Annotated in this window: 23 protein-coding genes; 6 read left to right on the forward strand and 17 right to left on the reverse strand. The window is 69.8% G+C overall.

Annotated features, from left to right (window positions below):
- Nucleotides 1-11: 11 nt before the first annotated feature.
- Genes HUS56_RS10830 through HUS56_RS10855 form a run of 6 tightly spaced genes read right to left on the reverse strand, consistent with a single transcriptional unit; the run spans nt 12 to nt 8,503 of the window.
- On the reverse strand, nt 12-3,674 hold the full coding sequence (locus HUS56_RS10830) for a fibrinogen-like YCDxxxxGGGW domain-containing protein (protein ID WP_173923444.1): 3,663 nt from the start codon (nt 3,672-3,674) through the stop codon (nt 12-14).
- 16 nt (nt 3,675-3,690) lie between these two features.
- A complete protein-coding gene (locus tag HUS56_RS10835) occupies nt 3,691-4,377 on the reverse strand; it encodes a hypothetical protein (protein WP_173923445.1) in 687 nt (228 codons plus the stop codon).
- Nucleotides 4,374-5,369: a GDP-L-fucose synthase gene (locus HUS56_RS10840; RefSeq protein WP_173923446.1), complete on the reverse strand. Its 996-nt coding sequence runs from the start codon at nt 5,367-5,369 to the stop codon at nt 4,374-4,376. Before HUS56_RS10840 ends, HUS56_RS10835 begins: the two co-directional genes overlap by 4 nt.
- 1 nt (nt 5,370) lies before the next feature.
- A complete protein-coding gene (gene gmd / locus HUS56_RS10845) occupies nt 5,371-6,492 on the reverse strand; it encodes a GDP-mannose 4,6-dehydratase (RefSeq protein WP_173923447.1) in 1,122 nt (373 codons plus the stop codon).
- Nucleotides 6,492-6,983: an adenylyltransferase/cytidyltransferase family protein gene (locus HUS56_RS10850; protein WP_173923448.1), complete on the reverse strand. Its 492-nt coding sequence runs from the start codon at nt 6,981-6,983 to the stop codon at nt 6,492-6,494. The genes gmd and HUS56_RS10850 overlap by 1 nt, the downstream gene beginning before the upstream one ends.
- Complete coding sequence (locus HUS56_RS10855; RefSeq protein ID WP_173923449.1) at nt 6,983-8,503, reverse strand: sugar transferase; 1,521 nt, start codon at nt 8,501-8,503, stop codon at nt 6,983-6,985. The genes HUS56_RS10850 and HUS56_RS10855 overlap by 1 nt, the downstream gene beginning before the upstream one ends.
- 419 nt (nt 8,504-8,922) lie before the next feature.
- Here HUS56_RS10855 and pip point away from each other — a divergent pair, with 419 nt between their 5' ends.
- Nucleotides 8,923-9,990: a prolyl aminopeptidase gene (pip, locus tag HUS56_RS10860; RefSeq protein WP_173923450.1), complete on the forward strand. Its 1,068-nt coding sequence runs from the start codon at nt 8,923-8,925 to the stop codon at nt 9,988-9,990.
- A 34-nt stretch (nt 9,991-10,024) separates the two neighbouring features.
- Nucleotides 10,025-10,903 carry a neutral zinc metallopeptidase gene (locus tag HUS56_RS10865; RefSeq protein WP_173923451.1) on the forward strand — a complete coding sequence of 293 codons (879 nt, stop codon included), beginning with the start codon at nt 10,025-10,027 and terminating at the stop codon, nt 10,901-10,903.
- Nucleotides 10,904-10,923: 20 nt separating this feature from the next.
- On the opposite strand, the gene HUS56_RS10870 is transcribed toward HUS56_RS10865, so the two are convergent.
- On the reverse strand, nt 10,924-11,619 hold the full coding sequence (locus HUS56_RS10870; protein WP_173923452.1) for an alpha/beta fold hydrolase: 696 nt from the start codon (nt 11,617-11,619) through the stop codon (nt 10,924-10,926).
- A 182-nt stretch (nt 11,620-11,801) separates the two neighbouring features.
- Here HUS56_RS10870 and HUS56_RS10875 point away from each other — a divergent pair, with 182 nt between their 5' ends.
- Nucleotides 11,802-12,842 carry a zinc-dependent alcohol dehydrogenase family protein gene (locus HUS56_RS10875; RefSeq protein ID WP_173923453.1) on the forward strand — a complete coding sequence of 347 codons (1,041 nt, stop codon included), beginning with the start codon at nt 11,802-11,804 and terminating at the stop codon, nt 12,840-12,842.
- A gap of 76 nt (nt 12,843-12,918) precedes the next feature.
- Nucleotides 12,919-13,947 (forward strand): PHP domain-containing protein, encoded by a 1,029-nt coding sequence (locus tag HUS56_RS10880; RefSeq protein WP_173923454.1) that lies wholly within the window; start codon nt 12,919-12,921, stop codon nt 13,945-13,947.
- Here HUS56_RS10880 and HUS56_RS10885 read toward each other — a convergent pair whose 3' ends face one another.
- Nucleotides 13,948-14,172 (reverse strand): hypothetical protein, encoded by a 225-nt coding sequence (locus tag HUS56_RS10885; protein ID WP_173923455.1) that lies wholly within the window; start codon nt 14,170-14,172, stop codon nt 13,948-13,950.
- A 215-nt stretch (nt 14,173-14,387) separates the two neighbouring features.
- Here HUS56_RS10885 and HUS56_RS10890 point away from each other — a divergent pair, with 215 nt between their 5' ends.
- Nucleotides 14,388-14,855 carry a DUF4383 domain-containing protein gene (locus HUS56_RS10890; RefSeq protein WP_173923456.1) on the forward strand — a complete coding sequence of 156 codons (468 nt, stop codon included), beginning with the start codon at nt 14,388-14,390 and terminating at the stop codon, nt 14,853-14,855.
- Between the two features lie 92 nt (nt 14,856-14,947).
- Here HUS56_RS10890 and HUS56_RS10895 read toward each other — a convergent pair whose 3' ends face one another.
- From HUS56_RS10895 to HUS56_RS10915, 5 genes are all read right to left on the reverse strand, one after another.
- The gene (locus HUS56_RS10895; protein WP_173923457.1) at nt 14,948-15,331 is read right to left on the reverse strand and encodes a DUF2255 family protein; all 384 of its coding nucleotides are present in this window, start codon (nt 15,329-15,331) and stop codon (nt 14,948-14,950) included.
- Between the two features lie 56 nt (nt 15,332-15,387).
- Nucleotides 15,388-16,272 carry an alpha/beta fold hydrolase gene (locus tag HUS56_RS10900; protein WP_173923458.1) on the reverse strand — a complete coding sequence of 295 codons (885 nt, stop codon included), beginning with the start codon at nt 16,270-16,272 and terminating at the stop codon, nt 15,388-15,390.
- A 46-nt stretch (nt 16,273-16,318) separates the two neighbouring features.
- Nucleotides 16,319-17,092, reverse strand: a complete 774-nt coding sequence (locus tag HUS56_RS10905; RefSeq protein ID WP_173923459.1) for a PspA/IM30 family protein — start codon at nt 17,090-17,092, stop codon at nt 16,319-16,321.
- Nucleotides 17,093-17,114: 22 nt separating this feature from the next.
- Nucleotides 17,115-17,708: a hypothetical protein gene (locus tag HUS56_RS10910; protein ID WP_173923460.1), complete on the reverse strand. Its 594-nt coding sequence runs from the start codon at nt 17,706-17,708 to the stop codon at nt 17,115-17,117.
- A 185-nt stretch (nt 17,709-17,893) separates the two neighbouring features.
- Nucleotides 17,894-18,403, reverse strand: coding sequence for a DUF2231 domain-containing protein (locus tag HUS56_RS10915; protein WP_173923461.1), 510 nt, complete (start codon nt 18,401-18,403; stop codon nt 17,894-17,896).
- A gap of 219 nt (nt 18,404-18,622) precedes the next feature.
- Between HUS56_RS10915 and HUS56_RS10920 the strand changes: the two genes are divergently transcribed.
- Nucleotides 18,623-21,391: a helix-turn-helix transcriptional regulator gene (locus HUS56_RS10920; RefSeq protein WP_217423999.1), complete on the forward strand. Its 2,769-nt coding sequence runs from the start codon at nt 18,623-18,625 to the stop codon at nt 21,389-21,391.
- On the opposite strand, the gene HUS56_RS10925 is transcribed toward HUS56_RS10920, so the two are convergent.
- The 4 genes from HUS56_RS10925 to HUS56_RS10940 all read right to left on the reverse strand — a co-directional run bounded on the left by HUS56_RS10925 (nt 21,388) and on the right by HUS56_RS10940 (nt 25,515).
- Nucleotides 21,388-22,374: an NADP-dependent oxidoreductase gene (locus HUS56_RS10925; protein ID WP_173923463.1), complete on the reverse strand. Its 987-nt coding sequence runs from the start codon at nt 22,372-22,374 to the stop codon at nt 21,388-21,390. The two genes, HUS56_RS10920 and HUS56_RS10925, sit on opposite strands and share 4 nt — an antisense overlap.
- 31 nt (nt 22,375-22,405) lie before the next feature.
- Nucleotides 22,406-23,629, reverse strand: a complete 1,224-nt coding sequence (locus HUS56_RS10930) for an epoxide hydrolase family protein (RefSeq protein WP_173923464.1) — start codon at nt 23,627-23,629, stop codon at nt 22,406-22,408.
- Nucleotides 23,630-23,771: 142 nt separating this feature from the next.
- Nucleotides 23,772-24,356 (reverse strand): hypothetical protein, encoded by a 585-nt coding sequence (locus HUS56_RS10935; protein ID WP_173923465.1) that lies wholly within the window; start codon nt 24,354-24,356, stop codon nt 23,772-23,774.
- A gap of 10 nt (nt 24,357-24,366) precedes the next feature.
- On the reverse strand, nt 24,367-25,515 hold the full coding sequence (locus HUS56_RS10940) for a zinc-dependent alcohol dehydrogenase (protein ID WP_173923466.1): 1,149 nt from the start codon (nt 25,513-25,515) through the stop codon (nt 24,367-24,369).
- Nucleotides 25,516-25,680 lie beyond the last annotated feature (165 nt).

Here is a 25,680-nt window from a genome sequence, read left to right on the forward strand (position 1 = left end):
CGGCGGGCGGATCATCGCACGGCCGTGAGCGTCAGCTCGAAGCTCGCGTCGGGCGTCGACCGGTAGTTCAGGTGGGTCGAGGCGGCCAGCACGTTCTGCCCGGCCACCAGCAGCGAGACCGGCACCTGCACGACGACGGGGTTGGCGTTCGCCGTGGTGGTGCGCGGCGCCGCCGTCGCGTAGGTGTTCTGGCCGAGCGTGCCGGTCGGCATGTTGCCGCGTGCGATCTCGGTGCCGTTCAGGTACACGACCACGCCGTCGTTGGCGATCACGCTCACGGTCGCGGTCGCGAACTCGTTCGGATCGCTCACCGTGAACTGGTGCCGGAACTGCGCGCTGAGTGGCCGCGGGGATGGCGCGCCGACCGAGATGTCGGTGCCGAGCGCCGATCCGAAGCCGAGCGGCGCGCCGCCCGTCGACCACCCGGAGTCGTCGTATCCCGGCTGGTTCCACGCGGCATCCCACGCCGTCGAGAGGTACTGCCACCGCCACTGGCTCCCCGCAGCGACGAGCGTGGCGTTCGGATTCGTCGGCTCACTCGCCGTCGTCGCCTGCGCCGTTCCCGGCGCCGAGAGGCGACCCGCCCCGTCGATCGCGACGACCGAGTACGAGTAGGTCGTCTCGGCGGTGAGGCCCGTGTCGGTGAACGAGGTGCCCGGGGCATCCACGCGCGTGATCTCCGTGCCGTTGCGCGACACCACGTATTCGTCGATCGACGCGGGTGACGGATGCGTCCACGACAGCTGCACCGACGACGCACCCGTCGCCGTCGCCGTCACGGTGGGCGGGGCCGGCGCCTGGCTCGTGCCGCGCTTCGCGTTGAATCGCAGGTCGAAGCTGGCGTCGGGCGTCGAACGGTAGTTCAGGTGCGTGGATGCCGCGACCACGTTCGTGCCGGCGACGAGGAGCCCGTCGGGCACCGCGAACTCGACGCGGTTCGCCGAAGCGGTCGAGGTGCGTGGTGCCGCCGTCGCGAACGAGTTCTGCGTCAGCGTTCCGGTGGGCATGTTGCTGCGCCCGATCTCGACGCCGTTGACGTACACGACGACGCCGTCATCGGCGACGACCGAGATGACGCCGTTCACCACGGTCGCCGGATCGGTCACGTTGAACGACCTTCGGAACTGGGCGCTGAGCGGTCGTGGCGAAGGCGCTCCGACCGAGATGTCGGTCTGGATGAGCGAGGAGTTGAAGCCCAGGAACGACGGACCCTGCGACCACGAGGAGTCGTTGAACCCGCGGTCGTTCCATCCCGGCTGCCATGCCGCAGACGTGTACTGCCAGCGCCAGGTGTCGCCCGTGACCACGAACGTCAGGTCGTCCGCCGACGGCGGTGCGACGAGCACGACCGTCGTCGTCGCGGAGCGGTTGCCCGCGGCATCCACGGCCCGCACGAAGTAGCGCGTCGGGGTGGTCGCGACGGGCACGGTCATCTCGGTGGCCGTCGTCGTGCCGATGGCCTTGTTGTCGCGGATCACCTCGTACCCGGTGACGCCGCGATTGTCGCTCGACGCCGACCAGCTGAGCAGCGCGGTCGTGCCGTTCACCGGCGTCGCCGAGGCACCGCCCGGTGTCGACGGTGCCGCGGAGTCGCGCATGGCGAAGCGGGTGAAGCCGCCGGCCCACTGGTTGACCTGGGCTGCCCGAGTCGAGAAGGCGAGGTCGCCGCCGACCCAGAGCGTTCCCGTGGAGTCCTGGAAGAGGGCCCAGACGCCGAAGCCCCGGCGAGCCTGCGTGATGGGGTTGAAGTCGGCGATGTACCTCCCGGTCGCGGCATCCCACGCCCCGAACAGGTTGATGCTGTCGCCCTGGGTCCAGTTCGAGCCGATGTTGCTCCACGTGTAGGCGTCCTGGTAGGAGAAGTCGCCGCAGTGGCACCCGGCGAACACGGTGTCGGTGTTCGCCTCGACGACCTGGAAGTCGCCGCCGGCCTTGGTGATGCTGCCGCTCACCCGACTGAAGGTGTTCCGGTCGTACCCGAAGAGGCTGTGCTCGGAACCGCCGACGAAGACCCGACCGCTCGATTCGGCCACGCCGAGCTGCCAGCCGCGCGTCGGGTCGGTGGTGCTGAACGTCGGTACCCACAGCGGCTGCGCCAACGGGGCGCCGGCCGCCGACGTGAACGCCGCGGAGTTGGGCGTCGAGGTCGAACCGCTCTGCTTGAAGTACCCCGAGAAGTACGCGCGTGCCCCGTCGGTCGCGGCTTCGATGCCGACGCTCGTGCCGTTGAGGTTGGGGTTCCAGTTGGTGTCGGGAGCGCCGGCAGCGAGGTTGATCCGGCCGCCGTTCCACGAACTCGACGTCACGCCGCCGGAGCCCACGAGGTGCGTGAACGCGCCCGACAGGTAGAGGTTCTGCCCGTTGACCGACAGACCGCGCACCTGAGCGGCACCGCCGGCCGTCCGGTTCTCGGCGTCGACCTGCCAGCCCGTCGTCGCACCCGTCGTCGCGTTGACGATGACGAACGCCGATCGAGCGGCGCCGTTGGCCTGCGAGAACTGCCCGCCGACCGCGAGTCGGCCGTCGGGTAGGGCGGCGAGGGCCTTCACCTGGTTGTTCAGCACCGGCTGGAAGCCCGGGATGAACTCGCCGGTGTTGACGTCGAACGCGGCGAGGAAGTGCCGCTCGACCTTGTTCGAGCCGGTCGCGTTGAGTGTCCGCTGCACGAACTGGAAGTTGCCGCCGACGTACACCCGGCTGCCGATCTGCGCGAATGCCGAGACCTCGGTGTTGAGCTCGCCGTCGACGCCGTTCGCCTGCCCGGTGACGCCCCACACCGTCGGGCGGGCGTCGCTGTCGGGCATCGCGCGCAACGTCTGCGCAGGAGCGCCGGCGTCGGGAATGGCCGCGAAGGTCATCTGCGAGATGCGAAGCCGCGGCCGCAGGTACACCTGCGTGAACGGAATCGCGTTGCCGGCACCGTTCGTCGCCGAGTAGAGGTATGACGAGGCGGCGTTCTGCCCGGCGACCGAGGAGCCGTACCCGAAGCCGCCGACCCAGCCCTGCGCCTGGCGGACGTTCGTGTCGACCCGGCGGAACTGCGTGTTGTTGCCGAAACTGTTCGTCGTGCCGCCCGAGCCGGTCGTCGTGTCGAATCGCCAGCTGCCGACGGGGTGCTCACCCCGGAACGTCCAGATCCAGCGGTCGCGCCTCGGCATCGCGAAGCGAACCTCCTGCCAGGTCGTGCCGGTCGAGTTCGTCGCGCGGCGCAGCCGCACGCCGTCCGTGAGCGCGCTGACGGCGCCGTTGTTCAGCAGTCCGTCGACCGTCAGCGCCGGAAGCTGCGCGACGAGGAACGCGTTCTGCCCGGTGACGGTGGTTCGGAGGATCTCCGGCGTGCGCAGGCCGTTGTAGTTGTTCTTCCATCCCTCGCGACCTCGCCCGACGAGCACCCACCCGCCGCCGTCGGTGGTCATGTCGCAGTAGAACTCCGCGGGCGCCTTGAGGGCCGGGGTGAGCAGCCAGTAGATCCCGTCCGTGGACGCCGGATAGTTCTGCTTCGCCTCCCAGCACGAGCCCGCGGCCGTCAGCGAGGTCTTGCCGTCGGGCAGCGGATCGGCCGCCGTACTCGGGGTGGCGGTGAACATCAGCAGGGATGCCGCCATCACCGCCGATGTGCCGAGGGCGAGCGCAGCCCGCCTGATGTGTCCCGTTCGACGGGTCGCTGTGTTCATGATCAGCCTCGTCCTCTCACCCGCAGGTCGCGCCGTCGGGGATTTCGTGGGTGGACAGTCGCCAGAGGCCGTCGACGTAGACGGCTCCGTACAGGTGCACGACCGGGTGGCCCGGTCGGTAGAGCTGGTCGGCGACCGACTCACCGTTCGCGTCGAGCACGTCGAGGTCGCTCGTGTCGATGCAGACCTCGAGCACGGCCGTCGGAGGCGACGCCGCGAGGTCGATCGACTGCACGTCCACACTCGTGACGGTGGCCTCGCCGGTCTGCGTGTAACCGAGGTGCTCACGCTCGATCGCGAGCGCCTGGACCTCGCCCTCGACGAAGCCGGTCGCGACGGACTCGATGCCCTCGAAGCCGCCGTCGCCGCGCTGCAGCACCTCGTTGGTGGCCGCGATGAGCGTCTCCACGCTGGTGACGACGGCTTCGCTCGCCTCGGCTTCATCGCCCAGGGGCGCCGGTGTCGGCATGGGGTACTCGAGCGGCGGGGGAGGCGGCTCCTGCTCCTCCTGCAGCGCGGCGTCGACGGGTTCGGTGCCGTCTTCCGGCGGTGGCGCGGCCATCCTGGCGATGCCGAATCCCGCGGCGACGACCGCGAGCCCGACGACGCCGGCGATGATCCAACGCAGCGGCCGAGGCCGCCGCGGGGGCTTCGGAGTCTCGGTCCAGTCCTCGGGCATCGGCTCGAGGTCCGACTCGGTCATGGCGCACCTCCTGCGACGGACGGGGACGGGGCCTCGACCCGGGCCAGCTCGGCCATGTACTCCGCGTACGTGCGGCGGAGCCCGTCGGCGAGGGCGATCGACGATGTCCAGCCGAGGCGGTTGAGGCGCGAGACGTCGAGGAGCTTCCGCGGCGTTCCATCGGGCATCGACGGGTCGAACGAGACCAGCCCGTGGAAGCCGACGACCTCGGCGATGAGGTCGGCGAGTTCCCGGATGGTGAGGTCGGTGCCGCTGCCGACGTTGATGGAGATGCGGTGATCGCCGACCGTGGCCTCGTACTCGGCGCGGGGGCACTCCATGACGAAGACGCTCGCGGCCGCGAGGTCGTCGACGTGCAGGAACTCCCGCCGGGGAGTGCCCGTGCCCCAGACGACGACTTCGTGCGCGCCGCTGACTCGTGCCTCATGGAACCGGCGGATGAGGCCCGGGATGACGTGACTGTTCAGGGGGTGGTACCGGTCGCCGGTGCCGTACAGGTTGGTCGGCATCACCGCGCGGTAGTCGCGGCCGAACTGCGTTCGGAGGCTCTCGCAGAGCGAGATGCCCGCGATCTTCGCGATCGCGTACGCCTCGTTGGTGGGTTCGAGCGGCCCGGACAGCAGGGCTTCCTCGGCGATCGGCTGCGGCGCGTACTTCGGGTAGATGCACGACGAGCCGAGGAACAGCAGTCGCTCGACCCCGAAGTCGTGCGCGGCGCGGATGACGTTGGCCTCGATCATGAGGTTCTCGTACGCGAATTCGGCGGGGTACGTCGCGTTCGCATGGATGCCGCCGACCCGTGCCGCGGCGAGGTACACCTCGTCGATGGCCTCGGCGGAGAAGAAGGCCCGCACGGCGGCCTGATCGGTGAGGTCGAGTTGCGAACGGGTACGGGTGACGACCTCGCCTCGACCGAGCCCCGCGAGTCGCCGCGCGATCGCGGAGCCCACCATTCCGGTGTGGCCGGCCACGTAGATCCGAGGTCTGGCCATGTCAGGCCTCCACCGGGATCAGTGCCGGATAGCCCAGCGACCGCAGGAGCGCCTGCTGCTCCGCGGCGGCGAAGTCGACGGACATCATCTCGGAGCACAGCTCGCTCGCGCCGATCTCGGGCAGCCACCCGAACTCGTGCCGGGCCTTCGACGCATCCCCGAGCAGGGTGTCGACCTCGGTCGGGCGGTAGTAGCGCGGGTCGACCCTCACGATGACATCACCGGCGTGGACGCCGGGCGCCTGCGAACCGATGACCTCGTCGACCACGCCGACCTCGTCGAGGCCCGAGCCCTCGAAGCGGAGCGTGATCCCGACCTCCTCGGCGGCCCACCGGGTGAACTGGCGTACCGAGTGCTGCACCCCACTCGCGATGACGAAGTCCTCGGGGGTCTCTCGCTGCAGCATCATCCACTGCAGTCGCACGTAGTCGCGGGCGTGGCCCCAGTCGCGCCGCGCGTCGAGGTTGCCGAGGTAGAGGCACCGCTCGAGGCCTTGAGCGCAGTTGGCGATGCCACGCGTGATCTTCCTGGTCACGAAGGTCTCGCCGCGCCGGGGTGACTCGTGGTTGAACAGGACGCCGTTGCAGGCGAACATGCCGTAGGCCTCGCGGTAGTTCACCGTGATCCAGAAGGCGAACAGCTTGGAGACGGCGTAGGGCGAGCGTGGGTAGAACGGCGTGGTCTCGCGCTGCGGCGTCTCCATCACCTTGCCGAACAACTCCGACGTCGAGGCCTGGTAGAAGCGGACGCGGTCGGTCATCCGCAGGAGCCTGATCGCCTCGAGCAGGCGAAGCGTGCCGAGGCCGTTCACGTCGGCCGTGTACTCGGGCTCCTCGAAGCTCACGGCCACGTGCGACTGCGCGGCGAGGTTGTAGATCTCGTCGGGCTCGACGTCACGGACGATGCGCGTCAGGTTCGTCGCATCGGTGAGGTCGCCGTGGTGCAGGATGAGCCGGCGGTGCTCGGCGTGGGGATCCTCGTAGAGGTGGTCGATGCGCTGCGTGTTGAACTGCGACGAGCGCCGCTTCAGGCCATGCACCTCGTAGCCCCGCTCGAGGAGGAACTCCGCGAGGTACGAGCCGTCCTGACCCGTGATCCCGGTGATCAGCGCTCGCCTGGGCATCAGTGCACGCCCTCCGCTCGAGCCGAGGCCTCGGCGTCGTCGGCGAGCACCGCGAGGGCGCGACGGAGGATCGTGCTCGAGGTCGTCATGGTGTACGGGAAGTACACGACCTCGACGCCGACGGCCGCGAACCGCCGCTCGAGGCGCCTGCCGCGCTCGGTGCCCTTCCAGTCCCCGCCCTTGAAGTACACGTCGAACCCGACCGCCCGCCAGGTGTCGAGCTTGTCGAGTTCGGTCTCGGCGACCGCATCGTCGACGTACCTCACGCTCCGCACGATCTCGATCCGCTCGTTGAGGGGGACGACCGGCAGTGATCCCTTCGTCGCACGCAAGACCTCGTCGGAGACCACGCCCGCGATCAGGAAGTCGCACTCGTTCCGCGCGTGCTTCAGGATGTTGAGGTGTCCGACGTGGAACAGGTCGAACGCGCCGCCCGCGTATCCGACGCGTCCGTCAGTCGGGCGCTCGCGGATGAGGCGTCGATCGGTCATCAGTACGCTCCGTCCCCTCGCAGGACGACGCGCAACGTGCGCCAGATCAGCATGAGGTCGCCCGTCAGCGACCAGTTCTCGACGTAATAGAGGTCGAGCCGCACCCCCTCGTCCCACTCCAGGTCGCTGCGCCCGCTCACCTGCCACAGACCGGTGAGGCCCGGCTTGATCAGGAGGCGCCGATGCACGTGCCCCTCGTACTCCTCGACCTCGCAGGTGAGCGGAGGACGTGGGCCGACCATGCTCATGTCACCGCGGAGCACGTTGAACAGCTGCGGCAGCTCATCGAGGGAATGCCGCCGCAGGAATCGGCCGACGGAGGTGACGCGCGGGTCGTCGTGCAGCTTGAAGAGCGGTCCCGACCCCTCGTTGAGCGCCGCGAGCGCCCGCAGCCGTTGGTCCGCGTCGGGCACCATGGTGCGGAACTTCAGCATCCGGAACGTGCGTCCGTCGCGCCCGACGCGATCCTGCGCGTACAGGATGGGCCCCGGTCCGTCGAGCCGGATCGCCACGGCGATCGCGAGGAGGACGGGCGCGATCACCAGCAGCCCGAGGCTCGCCGCCACCAGGTCGAAGCCGCGCTTCAGCGCGTGCTTCCCGCCCTCGAACTGAGGGATCTCGACCTGGATGAGCGGCAGTCCCTCGACCGGATGGAAGTGGATCCGCGGACCGGCCACGTCGGTGAGCGGACTGGAGAGCACCAGTTCGGCCCCGCTGCCTTCGAGCTGCCAGCTCAGCTCCCGGATGAACTCGCTGTCACCTGGCGTTCGTCCGGCGATGATCACCGCTTCGGCGCCGAGCTCGCGCGCCCGGTCGCCGACGTCCGGGATGGCCGCGACGACGGGGACACTCGTGCCGCCTTCATCGAAGAACGGATGACTCGGGGAGTTCGTCGCGACGCCGATCACCCGGTAGCCGACGCCACGGCGCTCGCCGATGCGGTGCACGACGTATTCGGCGTCGCTGGCCTCGCCGACGACGATGGCGCGAGCGAGGTACTTGCCCATTCGGCGCTGGGCGAGCAGCCACTTGCGCCAGAGCCAGCGCTCGAGCAGCAGGCCGAACAGCCCGACGGGAAGGGCGATGAGCACGAACGTCCGGGTCAGGTGCAGCCCCGCGACGAGCACGATCAACGCGAGGATGCCGAACTCGAACACCGTGGCGGTGGCGATTCGACGGTACTCCAGGGCGCCCATGCCGAGCACGCGGTCATCACGCGTGTGGGACGACGCGATGCACGCAAGCCAGGTGATGGCCGTCAAGCCGGCGATCGCCGCGTACTGCGACCTCGAGGCGCTCAGGACGGCGGGTTCGGTCGCGGGGCCGCCCGCCGTCGCCGTCGCGATGCTCGCGAAGACGACCGCCGTGTCGGTCGCGGCGAGTCGCCAACGGATGGGCCGCACCCAGAAGGCGGCATTACCTCGGGCGACGGTGACACGTCGGCGAATCGCGCGCCCGCTCTCGACCGCAGTCGCCGAGGGGGCGAACGGGGCTGCATCCGTCATTCTGGCCGACGTCATCGTCGGCTCCGAAGGGCGCACGCGCCGCATTCGTTCGGCGCTGAGAGTCGGGTTCGAGCGATCGGCGAGTCGGCTCGCCGACGCGGAGTGTTCACGGTCGGCCTGTTTCGGGTTTACTGCGGGTAAAGCCGCCTACTCGCCCGGGTGGGTACCCCGGGCAGTCCCGGGCGGGTAATCCCGGGCTGGGTGCGGAGCCGGTAATGCTCCGCCGGAGGGAATGCGAGCACCCTCTCCGGCTGTAGTCCGCGAACATCTGAGAAAAACTCTGGTTCGCACGTTTGAGAATACGGCTTCACGAGAGGCGCACCCAGTCCCCCTAAAGGGGGACCGAATGCTCCTCTCGAAGATCAGGGGCGCTCCACCCGGATGCCGCGGCGCGGCGGCGGGGCGCGGCATCCGCGCATCGTTACCGTGTGGTCATGAGAGACCTGTACCCGGAGATCGAGCCGCTCGAGACGGGCATGTTGGATGTCGGCGACGGGCAGCACATCTACTGGGAGGTGTCGGGCAATCTCGCCGGCAAGCCAGTGGTGTTCCTGCACGGCGGACCCGGGGGTGGCACCACGCCCACCCATCGGCGGCTCTTCGACCCCGCCCGGTATCGGATCGTGCTGTTCGACCAGCGAGGGTGCGGGCTGTCCATCCCCCACGCCAGCCGGCCCGATGCCGACCTCTCCGCGAACACGAGCTGGCATCTCATCGCCGACATGGAACGGCTGCGGCGTCACCTCGGAATCGACCGCTGGATGGTCTTCGGCGGGTCGTGGGGAAGTGCCCTCGCGCTCGCCTACGCCGAGACGCACCCCGAGCGGGTCACCGAACTGGTGCTGCGCGGCATCTTCACCCTGCGTCGCTCGGAGCTCGACTGGTTCTACGAGGGAGGCGCCTCGGCCATCTTCCCCGACCTCTGGGAGGAGTTCGTCGCGCCGGTCCCGGTGCTCGAACGCGGTCATCTCATCGAGGCGTACTCGCGCCTGCTCAGCAACCCCGATCCCGACGTGCATGAGCCGGCGGCGATCGCCTGGTCGCGGTGGGAGTCGTCGACCATCAGCCTCGTGCCCGACCCCGAGAACATCGAGCGCTACACGCAGCCCGAGTACGCGACCGCGTTCGCTCGCATCGAGAACCACTACTTCCGGCACGGCGGGTGGTGGGAGGAGGGTCAGCTGATCCGGGACGCCCACCGGCTGGCCGGGATTCCGGCGGTGATCGTGCAGGGTCGGTACGACGTGTGCACGCCCATGATGACGGCGTGGGACCTGCATGCCGCGTGGCCCGAGGCGGAACTGCGGATCGTGCCCGATGCGGGCCACGCGTTCGACGAGCCCGGCATCCTCGATGCGCTCATCCAGGCGACCGATCGATTCGCGCGGGGCGGCGACGGCGATGACGACGCAGCCGACTCGGATGACCCCGACGACGACGGGGGAACCGAAGCGGAAACGACGACGGATGTCAACGGGTCGGCAGAGTCGGCCCCGAAATGAGGGCACGGCCGACCGTGCGAGGTAGCTTCGGATCATGACGTTCAACCCGAACTCCGACATCAGCGGCGGCAAGGCATCCCACCGAGGGCGCAACACCGGCATCGCGGTCGGAGGTGGGCTGGGCGTCGTCGCGCTGTTCGTGCTCTCGCAGTTCCTCGGCGTCGACCTCACCGGCCTGCTCGGCGGCGGCCAGGGTCAGCCGCCCGCGAGCGACTCGGCGCTCGAGCAGTGCCTGACCGGCCAGGACGCGAATGAGCGCATCGAATGCCGCATGCAGGGCGCCTCGGCCTCGCTCGAGGAGTACTGGCAGGAGGAGGCGCCCGCCATCGGGGTCGAATACGCCGGTCCGCAGAACTTCATCCTCTTCGAGCAGGCGGTCGCGACCGGATGCGGCAACGCCTCGTCGGCCACCGGGCCGTTCTACTGCCCGCCCGACCAGACCATCTACATCGATACGAGCTTCTACGACCAGCTGGAGAGCCAGTTCGGGGCGAGCGGTGGCCCCCTCGCCGAGATGTACGTCGTGGCGCACGAGTGGGGACACCATGTGCAGAACATCGCCGGGATCCTCCAGCGGGCGCAGGACGGCCAGACCGGGCCGACGTCGAACGCCGTGCGGGTCGAGCTGCAGGCCGACTGCTTCGCCGGCTCATGGGCGGCGGCGGCCTCGAGCACGGAGGACCCCGAAGGCGTGCCATTCCTCCAGCCCATCTCGCGCGACGAGTACGCGCAGGCCATCGATGCGGCCGCGGCGGTGGGCGACGACCGCATCCAGGAGACCATGCAGGGCCAGGTGAACCCGCACACGTTCACCCACGGGTCGAGTGAGCAGCGCATGCGGTGGTTCGAGACGGGGTACGAGCAGGGCGCCGGCGCATGCGACACGTTCGGGGTGGACGGCTCCCAGCTCTGATCGGGCGAGCGCTGCTCTGATCAGTCGAGCGCCGAGACGATCGCCTGCCCGAGTTGCACCGGCTTCGTGAACTGCGGCCAGTGGCCCGTGGGCAGGTCGACGTAGTCGACGTGCTTGACCGCGGCGAGCTCGCGGGTCCATGGGGCGCCGGCGGCGACGGCCCCGGTCAGCACCGAGCTCGGGAACTCGCACGCGATCACGGTGATCGGCACGTCGTACCGCCGCTCGTCGCGGAGAACCATCGGATCGGATGCCGCAGCACGGGGGTGCGGAATGGCCCGCGAGCGGAACTCGGCGCGAAGCTCGTCGTCGAGGTCGACGAGATCGGGCTCCTCGAACACGCACCAGTCGGGCAGCGGTATCTCGCCGTCGACGACCGGGAGTTGGTCGTTGATCGCATCGCCATGGGCCTGAGGGCCCGCATCGACGTAGACGACACGCGCGATGCGGTCGGGCCGCGCGTCGACGACGCCGTGCGCGATGGCGCCGCCGCCCGAATGACCGACGAGCACGACCGGCTCGTCGAATCCGTCGACGAGTCGCACCACGGCGTCGATGTGGTCGCGCAGGCCGACGCCCGAGCGGTCGGCGTCGACCGACTCGAGACCGGGCAGCGTCACGGGATGCACGCGGTGCCCGGCCTCTTCGAGCACGGGCGTCACCCGCTGCCACGACGACGCATCGAGCCAGAATCCGGGAATGAGGATGAGATCCATGCCTCGAACCTATCGACGGCCACCGACGTCGGACGCGCGTGCCGGTAGGCTCACGGATGTCGCGGGCGACGCGCTGCGACGGATGCCCGCCCCGCGGCATCCGATCGTCGATCGGCACACTGCTGCCGCGACATCCGCGAGCCTCGGCTCGACGACGGATCGACCCGAATCGGAGGACCCCTGTGCGCGCCGTGCTCTTCACCGCCTTCGGCGAGGCCCCCGCACTCGTCGACGTGCCCGAACCGGCATGTCCGCCCCGCGGAGCCGTCATCCGAGTGCGGGCGACCGGGTTGTGCCGCAGCGATTGGCACGCCTGGATGGGCCACGACGACACGGTCGCGCTGCCGCATGTGCCCGGGCACGAGTTCGCCGGCGAGATCGCGGTGCTCGGCTCCGCGGCCGCCGCCGGCGGCTGGAGGGTCGGCGACCGCGTCACGGCGCCCTTCATCTGCGCCTGCGGCCGCTGCCCCGAGTGCCGGTCGGGCAACGAACAGGTGTGCGACGACCAGTCGCAGCCGGGCTTCACGCACTGGGGGTCGTTCGCCGAGTACGTGGTGGTCGACGAGGCCGAGCTGAACCTCATCCGCCTGCCCGACTCGCTCGGCTTCGTCGAGGCCGCATCACTCGGATGCCGCTTCGCCACCGCCTATCGCGCGATCGTGTCGCGCAGCCGGCTCGCTCCCGGCGAGCAGGTCGCGGTGCACGGATGCGGCGGCGTCGGCCTCTCGGCGATCCTGATCGCCCTCGCTGCGGGGGTGAAGGTGTACGGCGTCGACGTCTCCGACGCGGCGCTCGCCGCGGCCGAGCAGCTGGGTGCCGTCCCCGTGCGTGGGGGCGAGGGGGCGGCCGAGCGCATCGTCGAGGCATCCGGTGGCGGCGTCGACGTGTCGGTCGACGCGTTCGGCAGCACCGAGACCTCCTTCGCCTCGGTGCGAAGCCTCAAGAAGCGCGGTCGGCACGTGCAGGTGGGGCTGATGCTCGGCGACAGCGCGCTCGCGGCCATGCCCATGGACGCGGTCATCGCGGGTGAGCTCGAGATCCTGGGCAGCCACGGCATGGCCGCCCACGAGTACCCCTCGATGCTCGGCGCGGTCGCGTCGGGCGACTTCCGGCCGATCGAGCTGGTGGGTCGGCGCATCGGCCTCGAGGAGGTGCCCAGCGCGCTCGCCGCGATGGGCACGGCCGGAGCCTCGGGGTCGGGCATGACGGTCGTCGAGCTGTAGCGGCATCCGACCTGCGACGGGCGGATGCCGCGAGCCGCAGTTCCCTCGTCGACCCGACCTCGGCCAGAATGAGGCGATGGACCCGGTCGCAGCGCTCGAGGAGATCGCCTTCCTGCTGGAACGGGATCGGGCGTCGTCGTTCAAGTCGAAGGCGTTCCGGCGCGCCGCCGACGTGATCGGCGCGTATTCGCCCGACGAGCTCGCCGCACGCGTGCGCGACGGCACGCTGAAGCGCACGAAGGGCATCGGCGCGAGCACGTACGCGGTCATCGCCGAGGCGGTCGCCGGGCAGGTGCCGGCGTACCTCGCAGACCTGCGCGAGCGCAGCGGCCCCGCCGTCGCGGCATCCGGCGACGGCCTTCGCTCCAAGCTGAAGGGCGACCTGCACAGCCACACCGAGTGGTCCGACGGCACGACCCCGATCGAGACGATGGCGCGCGCTGCGCAGCTCGTGGGACTCGAGTACCTCGTGATCTCCGATCACTCGCCGAACCTCACGATCGCGAACGGCCTGAGCGCCGAACGGCTCGAGCAGCAGCTCGGCGTCCTCGACGAGCTGAACGCCGTGACCGAACTCGGCGGTGGCGGCATCCGACTGCTCTCGGGAATCGAGACCGACATCCTGCTCGACGGCACCCTCGACCAGTCGCCCGCCATGCTCGGCCGTCTCGACGTGGTGGTCGCGAGCGTGCATTCCAAGTTGCGCATGGAATCACGTGAGATGACGGAACGGATGCTCCGAGCGATCGAGACCCCGCGCATGAACGTGCTCGGGCACTGCACCGGCCGGCTCGTCGAAGGGTCGCGCGGCACCCGACCGCAGTCGACGTTCGACGCACGAGCCGTGTTCGCCGCGTGCGCCGAGTACGACGTCGCGGTCGAGATCAACTCCCGCCCAGAGCGTCAGGATCCGCCCGACGAGCTCATCCAGCTCGCGCTCGAGGCCGGATGCCTCTTCAGCATCGACACCGATGCGCACGCGCCGGGGCACTTCTCCTTCCTCGACCTGGGCGCCGCGCGCGCGGAGGACAACGGCGTGCCGGCCGAGCGAATCGTGACGACCTGGCCCGTCGAGCGCCTGCTCGAGTGGAGTCGGGGCGGCTGATCAGCCGGCGGGCGTGCCGCCGTCGACCGCGCTCATGACCGCGTCGATGTCGTTCTCGGACGCGGGCATGCCCGCCTCCGAGAGGCGTTGCCGCACCATCTCGCGCGTGCCGTCGACATTGCCGAGGGCGACGTCGGCGCGCACCTGCTGGATCACTCCTTCGAGCCGCTGGTCGTCGGTCGCCTCGTCGTGGCCGTCTTCGATCGGTGCATCCTGCGTGTTCATGCCCCAACCGTCGCACGGCGGGAACGGTCCCGCCTCCCCTTGACAGGTCGGTGCCGTGGTGCATCGGCTGGACCCCGCAGGGAGATCCCCGGGATCCCGTAGCGGCTCCCGCTGCGGGATGTCAAGGGTTCGGTGAATGGCCCGTTCCGGGTGCGGAAGGAGTATCTTCCGGGTTAGGAGGAGTATCAGGCAACACACAGCGAAGGGAAGGAACCATGAGTGCCACACGCGATACGACTGGCCGCACCCGCTACGCCGAGACCCCCATCCAGAAGACCGCCCTCATCCTCGGCATCGTCTTCCTCGTGGTCGGAATCGCCGGATTCATCCCCGGCCTGACGACCAACGTCGACGCGATGCTCTTCGCGGGCCACGAGTCGGGCGCGCTGCTGCTCGGGGTCTTCCAGGTGTCGATCCTGCACAACATCGTGCACCTGCTCTACGGCGTGGTGGGTGTCGCCGTCGCGATCAGCGCCGCGGCATCACGCAACTACCTCATCTGGGGTGGTGCCGTGTACCTGCTGATCTGGCTCTACGGCCTGTTCGTGAGCGGTGACAACCCGGCCAACTTCGTGCCCCTCAACAACGCAGACAACTGGCTGCATCTCGGCCTGGGCGTGGTCATGATACTGCTCGGCATCTTCGTCGGGCGCCGGCGCACCGCTCGCACCGCCGAGGCCTGACCGCCGCGCCGGGCCTTCCCGGTCCGACATGACGGGGCCGGATGCCGCAGCCGCGACATCCGGCCCCGCATCATGTCGGCTCCGAGCTGCCGTCAGGGGACCGGGTCGAGCCGGAGCGTCGTGGTGACCACCTGCGGTCCGACCACCGTGGCGACGACGCGCGGCGGATGGCTTCCGTACTTGGCGCGGTACGCCGCATCGAGGGCCTCGTGGAGCTCGGCGTCGGTGCCCGGATCGATGATTCGCACATCGCGCTCGACACCGCCTGCGGCGATACGGCCAGAACCGCTGCGCCGGGCGCGGACGAACCAGGGGTTGTCGGGTCCGTAGGCCGAACGCACGTAGAGCTCGTCACCGTGGCGGACGACCCAGATGATGATGTACGGGCGCAGGGAGCCGTCGGACCGCCGGGAGGCGATCCTCAGTTCTTCGGCATCGCCGATCGCCTCGAGGTCATCGTTGGTCCATCCGCTCATGTCGCGCTCCTCTCGCTCACCGGTCCCATTCTGGTCGCAGCCCGAGCGCGGCAGCACTATTGCGGATGCAGGTCGATCTGTCGAGCGACTCCGGGGGCATCGGGATCGTCGACGATGGGCCGGTCCGCCATGAACAGGCGGATCACGTTGGCGAGCTCGTCGGGGTGGCTGAAGTTGATGGCGTGTGCAGCGCCTTCGATGACCACCAGCACCACTGAGGTCTCAGCCAGGGCGGCGACCTCCCGGACGGCGGCCGGCGGGGGCATCAGCGGGTCCTTGTCGCCGACCACGACCAGCGTGGGAACGCGCAGCTCCAGGAGTCGCTCGAGCGTCGGGTACCGTGTGAGCGCCCGGAACATCCGGAATGTGCTGTAGATCCCGAACCGGAGGTAGTCGGGCGTCGCGACCTTGACCATGCTGCTCGGCTCGCGACCCCCGTCGCGGGCGAGCTGCGCGATCGCGCCCATGAGCGGTTGGTTGAATCGTCCGCCGGCGGGTGAGACGAGCACCGCACGTTCGACCCGCTCGGGGAACTCGTACGCGAACTCGCAGATGACGGGACAGCCCATCGAGTTGCCCACCAGCGTGGCCTTCTCGATTCCGCGGTCGTCGAGGAACGTGACGGCCGCACGCGCGAGGCCCGGCACGTCGAGCGCTCGGGGCGCCCGCCAGCTCAGGCCGAACCCGGGCAGATCGGGGACCAGGGTGTGGAACTCGCCCGCGAGCCGCTCCGCAGTCGGCAGCAGGTATCGGCCCGAGAGGCCGAAGCCGTGCAGGTGCACCATCGCGGGCTCGTCGGGCACGTCGGGCGACTCCCGATAGAAGACGTCGACGCCGTCGATCGTCGTCCACCGCTCGGCGAGGGTCGACGCCGGGCGCTTCGGAGTGCGCCGCACCCGTCGTCGGGCGTCAGTCGTCTCGTCGGCGGCCCCCCTGGCCATGACGATGATCTTCCTCGACGCCGTGGCCGACGTCAACGTGCCGGGACTATTGCGCGCTCGGGCCCTGCCCGATGCTGAGCCATCCCGAGTCGCCGTCGCCACGGCGGTCGGCCGCTCCGTGACCCTTCTCGGCGTCGCGCATGGCCTGGAGTTGGCGCTCCACCTCGGCCTGGGCGCTCAGCGCCGCGAGCTGCCGGTCGATGTCGGCATCGGGCGCTGCGGTGAGGTCCTGGAGGGCGCCGCTCGCGAGCATCTCGTCGGTGGCCGCCGCCCGAGCCTGCATCTGTGCGACGCGGTCGCGAGCCCGGTCGAGGCTCGTGCCGATGTCGTTGATCGTCGAGCCGATGCCGGCCACCGCCTCGTTCGCCTTCACCTGCGCCTCGGAGGCGGTGTACGTGGCCTTGATCGTCTCCTTCTCGACCTTGAACACGGCGATCTGCTCGGCGAGCCGGCGTTCGCGTTCCTCCAGCTGCGCAGTCTGCTGCTGCATGCCCGCGTACTGCTCCTGGAGCTTCGCGACCTGTCGCTCGATGAGGGATCGACGCTCGAGTGCAGCGCGTGCGAGATCCTCTCGGCCCTGCGCCAGGGCCTCGCGGGCCTGGCCCTCCAGGCGCTGGTAGCGGGCGCCCAGCTCCTGCCCCTGCAGGTCGACCCGCTTCTTCGCGGTCGCGACCTCCGCCAGTGCCTGTCGCACCTGCTGCAGCAGCTTCACCTGCTGGTCGTAGCTGTGGTCGAGCATCTCCCGGGGGTCTTCGACCCGGTCCAATGCCTTCGAGGTCTTGACCCGGAAGATGTCTCGCATCCGCGATGTGTTGCTCATGTTCGGTCCCTTCTCGAAGGTGTCAGGCGGTCGGCCGGATGATTCGCGGTCGCGCGTCGGGGTGGTCCCGCTGGTTCAACGTTCGCAGGTGCTGCACCCCGGCGTGCAGCGCGACGACTTCGTGCTCCACATCCGTGTGGAGCGTGGTGAGCGCGTCATCCGAGACGTCGCCGAGGCCCGAAGCCACGGCCGCGCGGAGTCGGTGGATCAGGTCGGCGACCTGGTCGACCCGCCGGCCGGCGGCCGGGAGCTGCTCGGCCAGCACCGCGGCATCCGTCTCGCTCTCCATCAGCCGCAACTGCAGGTCGAGCGCTTCGCCCTCGTGCCGGATCCGACGGAAGAGGCGGTCGACGTCTCCGCGCGGAGCCTGCCCTCGACCCGCGACCTCGACCGCGGCGCGTCCGCTGTCGAGCGAGTCGTGCAGCCGAACGCGCAGGCGAAGCACCTTTCCGCGCGCGCCGGAACTGAGTCCGGCGCGAGTGCGCAGCACCGCCCCGCCGATCGCACGGCTGCGGCGGACCCGCCTCGCGATCGCCCGGGCGACGAAGAACACCGTGGCCAAGGAGACGGCCATGATGATCAGGAGCGCGAGCAGCACGCCGAGAATGACGTCCACAGTGACCACCTCCACCCTTCGGAGGCGCCTCGCGGTCACCCGGCGTGCGTCGTCGGCTCGGCCGACCCGCCTTCGTCGTGCATCCCTCCAGCGCCACTCAGGCTCGAAACGCGATATAACGCAAACCTACGCCAGCTTCGTCCTGAGCGTTAGCGTCTGGAGGATATTCGAAGCTCCCGCCTCGGTCAGGCGCGACGGAACCCCTCCGCCTGCGTCTCCTCGGCAGCGACGCGCACACCGTAGTGATACGCCAGTTTCCCGCCGAGCCAACCCGAGACCCCGATCGCCGCGAGTCCGATGATCGTGAGCACGAGTCCGATGATGCTCACCTCGTCATGGTCGGATGCCGCCCGCACGAAGTAGTTCACCGCGAAGAGCACCACGGCACCCAGGTTGAGCAGCATGTGGGTGAGCGCGGTGCGCTTGGCGACCGTGTTCGAGGGGATGACCGAGTAGTCGAGGAATCCGAAGATGGCGGCGAGCAGGGCGCCGATCACTCCGATCGCGATCAGCACCTGGGCGCCGAGTGCGTACGGCGTGGCATCCTCCACGACGAGACCGATGAGGTCGAAGATCAGGCTCGCGATCCAGGTGCCGATCGGGATGGTGACGAGGATCGGATGGAACGGATGGCCGTACGGTCCTGCCAAGGGAGTGCGGGGCTGTTTCGCCCGCTGCGACTGCGTCGTGTCCACGGTGTCTCCTTCTCTCGTGCGGGCGTGCCCACTCGGTTCAGGTCATCGCCTCCGGTGCTCCTCGTTCTACTCGGGAGCCGATGCGCTTCCCAGCCCCTTGACTTCCGATCCGCGCATGGATCCCCCGGTGGTCTCGCCGCCGGCATCCGAGTACAGTCGCAGGAAGCGGCGGCCCTCACCGCCGCGACCCCGTGGTCGAGCCGAGGTGGTGAGCCACTCGTGGGAGCGAAGGCCCAGGCTGATCGACGCCTGACGGACAGGCGAGACGAGCGCGCCCGACTGGACCAGTTGATCGCCCACGCGCATGACGGCACGAGCGGCGCCCTCGTCGTTCGCGGCACGCCCGGAATCGGCAAGACCGCCCTGCTCGACTACCTGTTGCGGAACGCTGCCGGATGCCGCATCCTACGAACGGATTCCGTCGAATCGGAGATGGAGCTCGCCTTCAGCGGACTGCACCAGCTCTGCGCGCCGCTCCTGGATCACCTCGACAGCCTCCCCGAACCGCAACGCGATGCCTTGGCAACGGCGTTCGGCCTCCGAGCCGGCAACCCGACCGACAAGTTCCTGGTGGGGTTGGCTGTGCTGACGCTCCTGTCGCACGTTGCGGAGGAGCAGCCGCTCGTCTGCCTCATCGACGACGCGCAGTGGCTCGACCGGGTCTCGGCGCAGGTGCTGGGCTTCGTCGCGCGGCGGCTTGCCGCCGAGTCGGTGGTCCTGGTCTTCGCAGCGCGCGACGGCGAGGACCTTGCAGAGCTCGCGGGTCTGCCGGAGCTGACGGTCTCGCCACTTCGAGACCGGGATGCCCGTGCTCTCGCTGCGGCGGTGATTCCCGGTCGCCTCGACGAGTCGGTGCGAGACCGGATCATCGCAGAGGCCGGCGGCAATCCCCTCGCCCTGCTCGAGCTTCCCAAGTCGTGGTCGGCGTCGGACATCGCCGGCGGCTACGGTCTGCCCGACTCGGTATCAGTACCCGCCCGGGTGGAGGAGAGCTTCCGCCGTCGGCTCGACGCGCTGCCTAACCCGAGCCGGCAACTCCTGCTCATCGCCGCCGCCGAGCCGGTCGGCGACACCGACCTGATCCGCGCCGCCGCCGAACGGATGGGCATCGCCCCCGATGCGGCCGTCCCAGCGAGGGCAGCCGGACTGTTCGACGGCCGAAGTGAGGTGGGGTTCCGGCATCCCCTCGTGCGCTCTGTCGTCTATCGCGAGTCCGACGTCGGCGACCGTCGGCGGGTCCACGCCGTCCTGGCCGAGGCGACGAATCCCGAGGCCGATCCCGATCGTCGGGCGTGGCACCTTGCGGCCGCCAGCGACGGTCCCGACGAGGAGGTCGCGTCGGCATTGGAGCATTCCGCCGGGCGGGCGCAGGCCCGCGGCGGTCTCTCGGCCGCCGCGGCCTTCCTCCAGCGCTCCGCGGCATTGACACCCGAGCCCGAGCGCCGCACGGCGCGTACCCTGGCCGCCGCTCAGGCCTGCTTCCAGGCAGGCGCGTTCGACGACGCGCTGGCACTGCTCGACAGGGTGGAGGGCGGACAGCTGAACACCGTCCAGGTCGTGCTGGCCGACCTGCTTCGCGCGCATGTCGCCTTCGCATCCGGCTTCGGCAGCGAAGCTCCGCCGATGCTGGTGAAGGCCGCCCGCCAGGTGGAGGCGTTCGACCCGGAACAGGGGCGCCAGACCTACCTGATCGCCTGGGTCGCGACGGTCTTCGCCGGGCACCACGCCGGCCCCGACGATCTCGCCGACCTCTGCCGGACCATCCTCTCCCTCCCACCTCGACCGGGTGAACCCCGTGCGCTCGACCTGCTCTTGGAGGGTGTCGCACGATTGATCCTGGAGGGACATCGCGCGGCGGCCACCACGCTGCAGCGCGCGGCCCAGGCGCTCGCGGGCATCGGTGCCGGGGACGTCATCGCGTGGGGATGGGCGGCGACGGCGGCCACGGATGCCACATGGGATCCCGACGGCACCAGGTCGATCGCCGAGTCGCAGAGTGCGATCTTCCGGCGGGCGGGGGCCCTCGGTCAGTTGTCGATTCCCCTTGCCGCCCTCGGAAACGTCTCGGTGTGGACCGGGGACCTCGCCGGCGCCGCCTCGATCGCCGCCGAGGCCACCAGCGTCGCGGCGTCGATCGGGAGCCACTTCCCGCCCACGGTCGCACTCCGGCTGGCGGCCGCTCGGGGCGATGAGCGTGAGGCGGAGGCGCTGATCGGTGAGACGCTGTCCGCGGCGGGCCGAGGCGGGCAGGGGATGGCTGCGACCAATGCCGACTGGGCCGCCGCGGTGCTCTACAACGGCCTCGCCCGATACGGCGAGGCGATGGCCGCCGCCGAACGCGCGACGTCGGCCACGTCCGAGCCGTTCGTCTCGGTGTGGGCCCTGCCCGAGCTGGTGGAGGCGGCTGCGCGCGCCGGGGACTCGCAACGGGCGGCCCAGGCGCTCGCTCGGCTGGTCGAGACCACGCAGCCCTGCGACACGGACTCTGCGGCTGGGATCGAGGCCCGTAGCCGCGCGCTCGTGAGCGAGGGCGACGCCGCGGAGGATGCCTATCGTGAGGCCGTCCACAGGCTGGGTCGCACGCCGCTCCGCCCGGAGCTGGCGCGGGCGTATCTGCTCCACGGCGAATGGCTTCGTCGCGAAGGACGCCGTATCGAGGCCCGCGATCGCCTGCGTACCGCGTCCCGGCGGTTCACGGCGATCGGGAGGGACGCCTTCGCGGGGCGCGCCCGCCGTGAGCTCGTCGCCACGGGTGAGCATGTCCGCAGGCGGGGGCCCGGCACCCGCGACGCGTTGACCCCGCAGGAGGAGCAGATCGCCCGCCTCGCACGCGACGGACACTCGAACCCCGAGATCAGCGCCCAGTTGTTCCTCAGCCCGCGGACGGTGGAGTGGCACCTTCGCAAGGTCTTCCACAAGCTCGGGATCGCCTCTCGCAAGGAGTTGCGGCAGGCCCTGATGGCGACTCGGACGGTGATCCTGAACTAGGGCACGGCGGTCGTCCTTGCGGCCGCGGGCGCGGACGCCCCCGCCCCGGCCGCAGCCACGAGCAGGGCGACCCTGCCGGGCCCGCCTCGGGGCCCGGCCCGCCCGTACACCTCCGCGCCTCTGGCGAGCGGTACGACATCCGAGATGATCGGCCGGAGATGCCCCGCGTCGATCAACCTGCCCAGCTCCATCAGCTGCTCCCTGTCGGGCCTGACGACGAACCAGATCGCCTGCCGCCCCTCGACGGGGTCGCGCCCCGGCGGACGCGGAACGGCGATCGACACCAGTCGGCCTCCGGGGCGCAGCACGCGCCAGGACCGCTCCCAGGTCTCGCCACCGACCGTGTCGATGACGAGATCCATCTCCGACACGACCTCCTCGAACCGGCCCGTTCGGTAGTCGATCACGTCCCGGGCACCGAGGTCACGAACGAGGTCGGCATCGCGCGACGCGCTCGTCGCCACGACGTGAGCACCCCGCCAAGACGCCAGCTGAACGGCGAACGTGCCGACGCCGCCCGCGCCCCCGTGGATCAGTACCCGCTGGCCCGGCGCGAGATTCCCGTGGTCGACGAGCGCCTGCCATGCGGTCAAGCCCGACAGCGGGACCGCGGCTGCCTGCGCATGGCTCAGTGTCACGGGCTCCGGTGCGAGCTCGTCCGCCCGGGCCGCCGTGTACTCCGCGTCCGCGCCGTCACGTCGGACATCGATGTAGCCGAACACGGCATCACCGACGGTGAGCCCGGCGGCGTCCGGTCCGACCGCGTCGACGATTCCCGCGACCTCGTGACCGGGCACGATGGGCGGACGGCGTGGCGTGTCGTCGTGATGAAGCCACGCCGTCGGCCAGTCGAGCTCGCCCGGACTCACTCCACTGGCATGCACGCGGACCAGGACGTCGCTCGGGCCGAGTTCCGGCAACGGCGCATCCTCGACGACCAGGCGCGACGGGTCGCTCCTGGCGTACGCATGCAGAGCGCGCACGATGCTCACCTCCCCGTTCGGTGGCACGCCGTCAACGCAGGGCCTTGAACGAGGCGCGAAGTTCCCCGGTGAAGACGTCGGGTTCCTCCCAGGCGGCGAAGTGGCCGCCCCGGTCGGCCTCGTTGAAGTACGCGAGGTCGGGGTACACCGCCTCGACCCAGCTTCGGGGGGACGCCCAGATCTCGCCGGGGAAGGTGGTGAACCCGACCGGAACGTTGACGGGCGGAGGGGCTTGACCACTGGCGAGGGAGGCGGCGAGGGCTCGAGCGTCCTCCCAGTACGACCTGGCCGCCGAGACAGCGGTTCCGGTCATCCAGTAGAGCGTGATGTTGTCGAGGATGTTGTCGCGGGTGAGGTTGCCCACGGGTTCGCCATCGACGAATGCCCGGGAGATCTTGTAGTAGCTGTCGGTGTCATGGTCGAGCAACCACGTCGCCAGCCCGATGGGTGAATCCAGCAGCGAGTACCCGATCGTCTGCGGCCGAGTGGCCATCTCGAGGAAGTACCCGAAGCCGTCCTCCCGGAAGGTTCGGAACGCCGTCGCCGCCGCGCGCTCCTGCTCGGACTCCCGCGGCAGGTGATCGCCGACCGCCAGCACAGCGGTGAGGAGGCTGAGGTGATACCCGGCCAGACCCTCGACCGCCTGGCGACCCATGAGATCCGTGACGAGGGCGCCCACATCGCCACCCTGGGCAACGTAGCGCTCGTAGCCGAGCCGGTGCATGAGATCCGCCCAAGCCCGCGCCGTGCGAGCGGAGTCCCAGCCGAGCTCGGTGGGTTCGCTCGAGAAGCCATAGCCCGGCAGCGAGGGCAGCACGAGGTGGAAGGCGTCGTCGGCGGTACCGCCGTGGGCAGTCGGGTCGGTCAGCGGCCCGACCGAGTCGAGCAGCTCGATCACCGACCCGGGCCAGCCGTGGGTCATGATCAACGGAATCGCGGTTTCGTGCGGCGACCGGACGTGGATGAAATGGATGTCGACGCCGTCGATCTCGGTGGTGAACTGGGGGAGTGCGTTCAGCCTCGACTCGCCCCTGCGCAGGTCGTACTCGGTCGCCCAGTATCGGGCGAGCGCCTGCGCCGTCGCCAGCTGAACGCCCTGCGACCGGTCGGTGACCAGCTCCGCGGTCGGCCAGCGTGTCGCCTCGATGCGACGGCGCAGGTCATCGAGCCGTTCCTGGGGATACTCGACCCTGAACGCCTGGATGTCGGCAGTCGACGCGGCGGCGGACCCGGGGGTCGTGGTGATCGTGCTCATGTGAGGCTCCTTCAGATGAGACCGCATGCGGTCGTGGATGCCTCGAGCGTGCTCTTCTCGTCCCCGGATCGCGCCCGTGATGACCACTGGTCGCCCACTGGTGTCGTTCAGGCCCGGACGTCGGGTTGGTGGTCTCGCCGATTCAGGTGCGCCGCCCGGCCGCCCGCCGCAGCACACCTCGAGCGGCCGCCGCAACGACGACGCCCGTGAGCACCCACGGGCCGGCGATGATGATGGGATCGAGCCACTGATGCGAACGGTCGGCTCGACGAGTGCGGAACCGCGACGAGAACCCGTGCCGCCGGAACTCGCTCAGCACGCCAGTCTGCGTGACGGGGTTGTCAGGGCGAAGTGTCGCGAATGAGCGAAGGTGGCTCTCGACGGCGTCGACCCGGTCGCCCAGGATGAGCAGCAGCCAGTGGGCGGCCCTGCCCTCGCTGTACCTCGCATAGGCATATCGGCGGATGGCTCCCGACAGGCCCTTGAGCGGCGCGACCGTGCCGAACACCGGCGGGAGTTCCAGGTGCTCGATCGACCGCTCCCTGGGGGAGGGCTCGGGCTGCCGCTCGGGGAAGGCCCAGTGCGACCCGGTGCCGCCGGGTTCCATGCGCTCACGGGGGACCGCGGGCCGGTTCGCGGGGTCGAGGTCGACGCCCCAGCCCGGGATCCGACGTCGCAGTTCCGCGGTGTCGACCTGATGCTCGTGCGGTGCAGATGTGTACGGCATGACGATCCTCCTAGGCAGCGTTGGGCACGATGACCGGCTTGATGCAGCCGTCGAGCTTGGCCGAGAACATGTGGTAGCCCTCGGCGATGTGCTCGAGGGGGATGCGGTGGGTGATCACGTCTTTCGGCCTGAGATAGCCGTTCCTGATGTGCTCGAAGAGTCGCGGCCACTGCCGCTTCACCGGGCACTGGTTCATCCTGAGCGTGAGCCCCTTGTTCATCGCGTCGCCGAACTTCACGGCGCTGAACATCGGGCCGTAGGCACCCATCACCGAGACGGTCCCGCCCTTGCGAACCGAATCGATGGCCCAGTTGAGCGCGACCGGCGATCCTCCCTGGAGCTTCAACTTCGCCGAGGTCACGTGCTGGGTGAAGTTGCCGTCCGCTTCCGCGCCGACTGCGTCGATCGCGACATCCGTGCCCAGTCCGTCGGTGTCGCGCTTGAGGTGCACGACGATGTCGTCGATCTCCGCGAAGTTCACGGTCTCGGCCTGCGCGAAACTGCGGGCCTTCTCGAGGCGATAGTCGAGGTGGTCGACGACCACGACGCGCCCGGCTCCCATGAACCAAGCCGACTTCGCAGCGAAGAGGCCCACGGGGCCGGCGCCGAACACGACGACCGTGTCACCCTGGGTGATGTCGCCGAGTTGAGCGCCGAAGTACCCCGTGGCGAGCGCGTCGGTGCACATGAGGGCGTCCTCGGCGTCCATCCAGTCGGGGATGAGCGCGGGACCCACATCGGCGAACGGCACGCGTACGTACTGCGACTGCCCGCCGTCGTATCCGCCGCACGTGTGCGAGTAGCCGTAGATCGCGCCGACGGCCGTCGCGTTCGGGTTGACGTTGTGGCAGTTCGAGTACAGGCCGCGCTCGCAGAAGTAGCAGGAGCCGCAGTAGATGTTGAACGGCACCATGACGCGGTCTCCGGGCTTCAGCCGTTGGACCGATGAGCCGACCTCGGTCACGACGCCGATGAACTCGTGGCCGAAGGTCTGGCCGACGCGAGTGTCGGGCATCATGCCGTGATAGAGGTGCAGGTCGGAGCCGCAGATGGCCGCGAGCTCCACCCTGACGATCGCATCGTTCGGATGCTCGATCCGCGGGATGTCCTTCTCCTCGACGCGCACCTTGTACGGCCCGCGATACACCATCGCTCGCATGCTCTGCTCCTTCATCGTGATGCCGCGCCGTCCTCAGGAGTGAGCCACGAAACCAGTCGGCCGAGGGCCGGTCAAGGGGATTGCCGAGCTGCCGGATGGCCCGCACGACGGCCCGTCGGTCGATGCCTCGTGCAAGATGCGCCGCTCGTCAAGGGCGTTTTCACC

The sequence above is a fragment of the Agromyces sp. Marseille-P2726 genome (genome assembly GCF_902809835.1).
Classification (GTDB): Bacteria; Actinomycetota; Actinomycetes; order Actinomycetales; family Microbacteriaceae; genus Agromyces.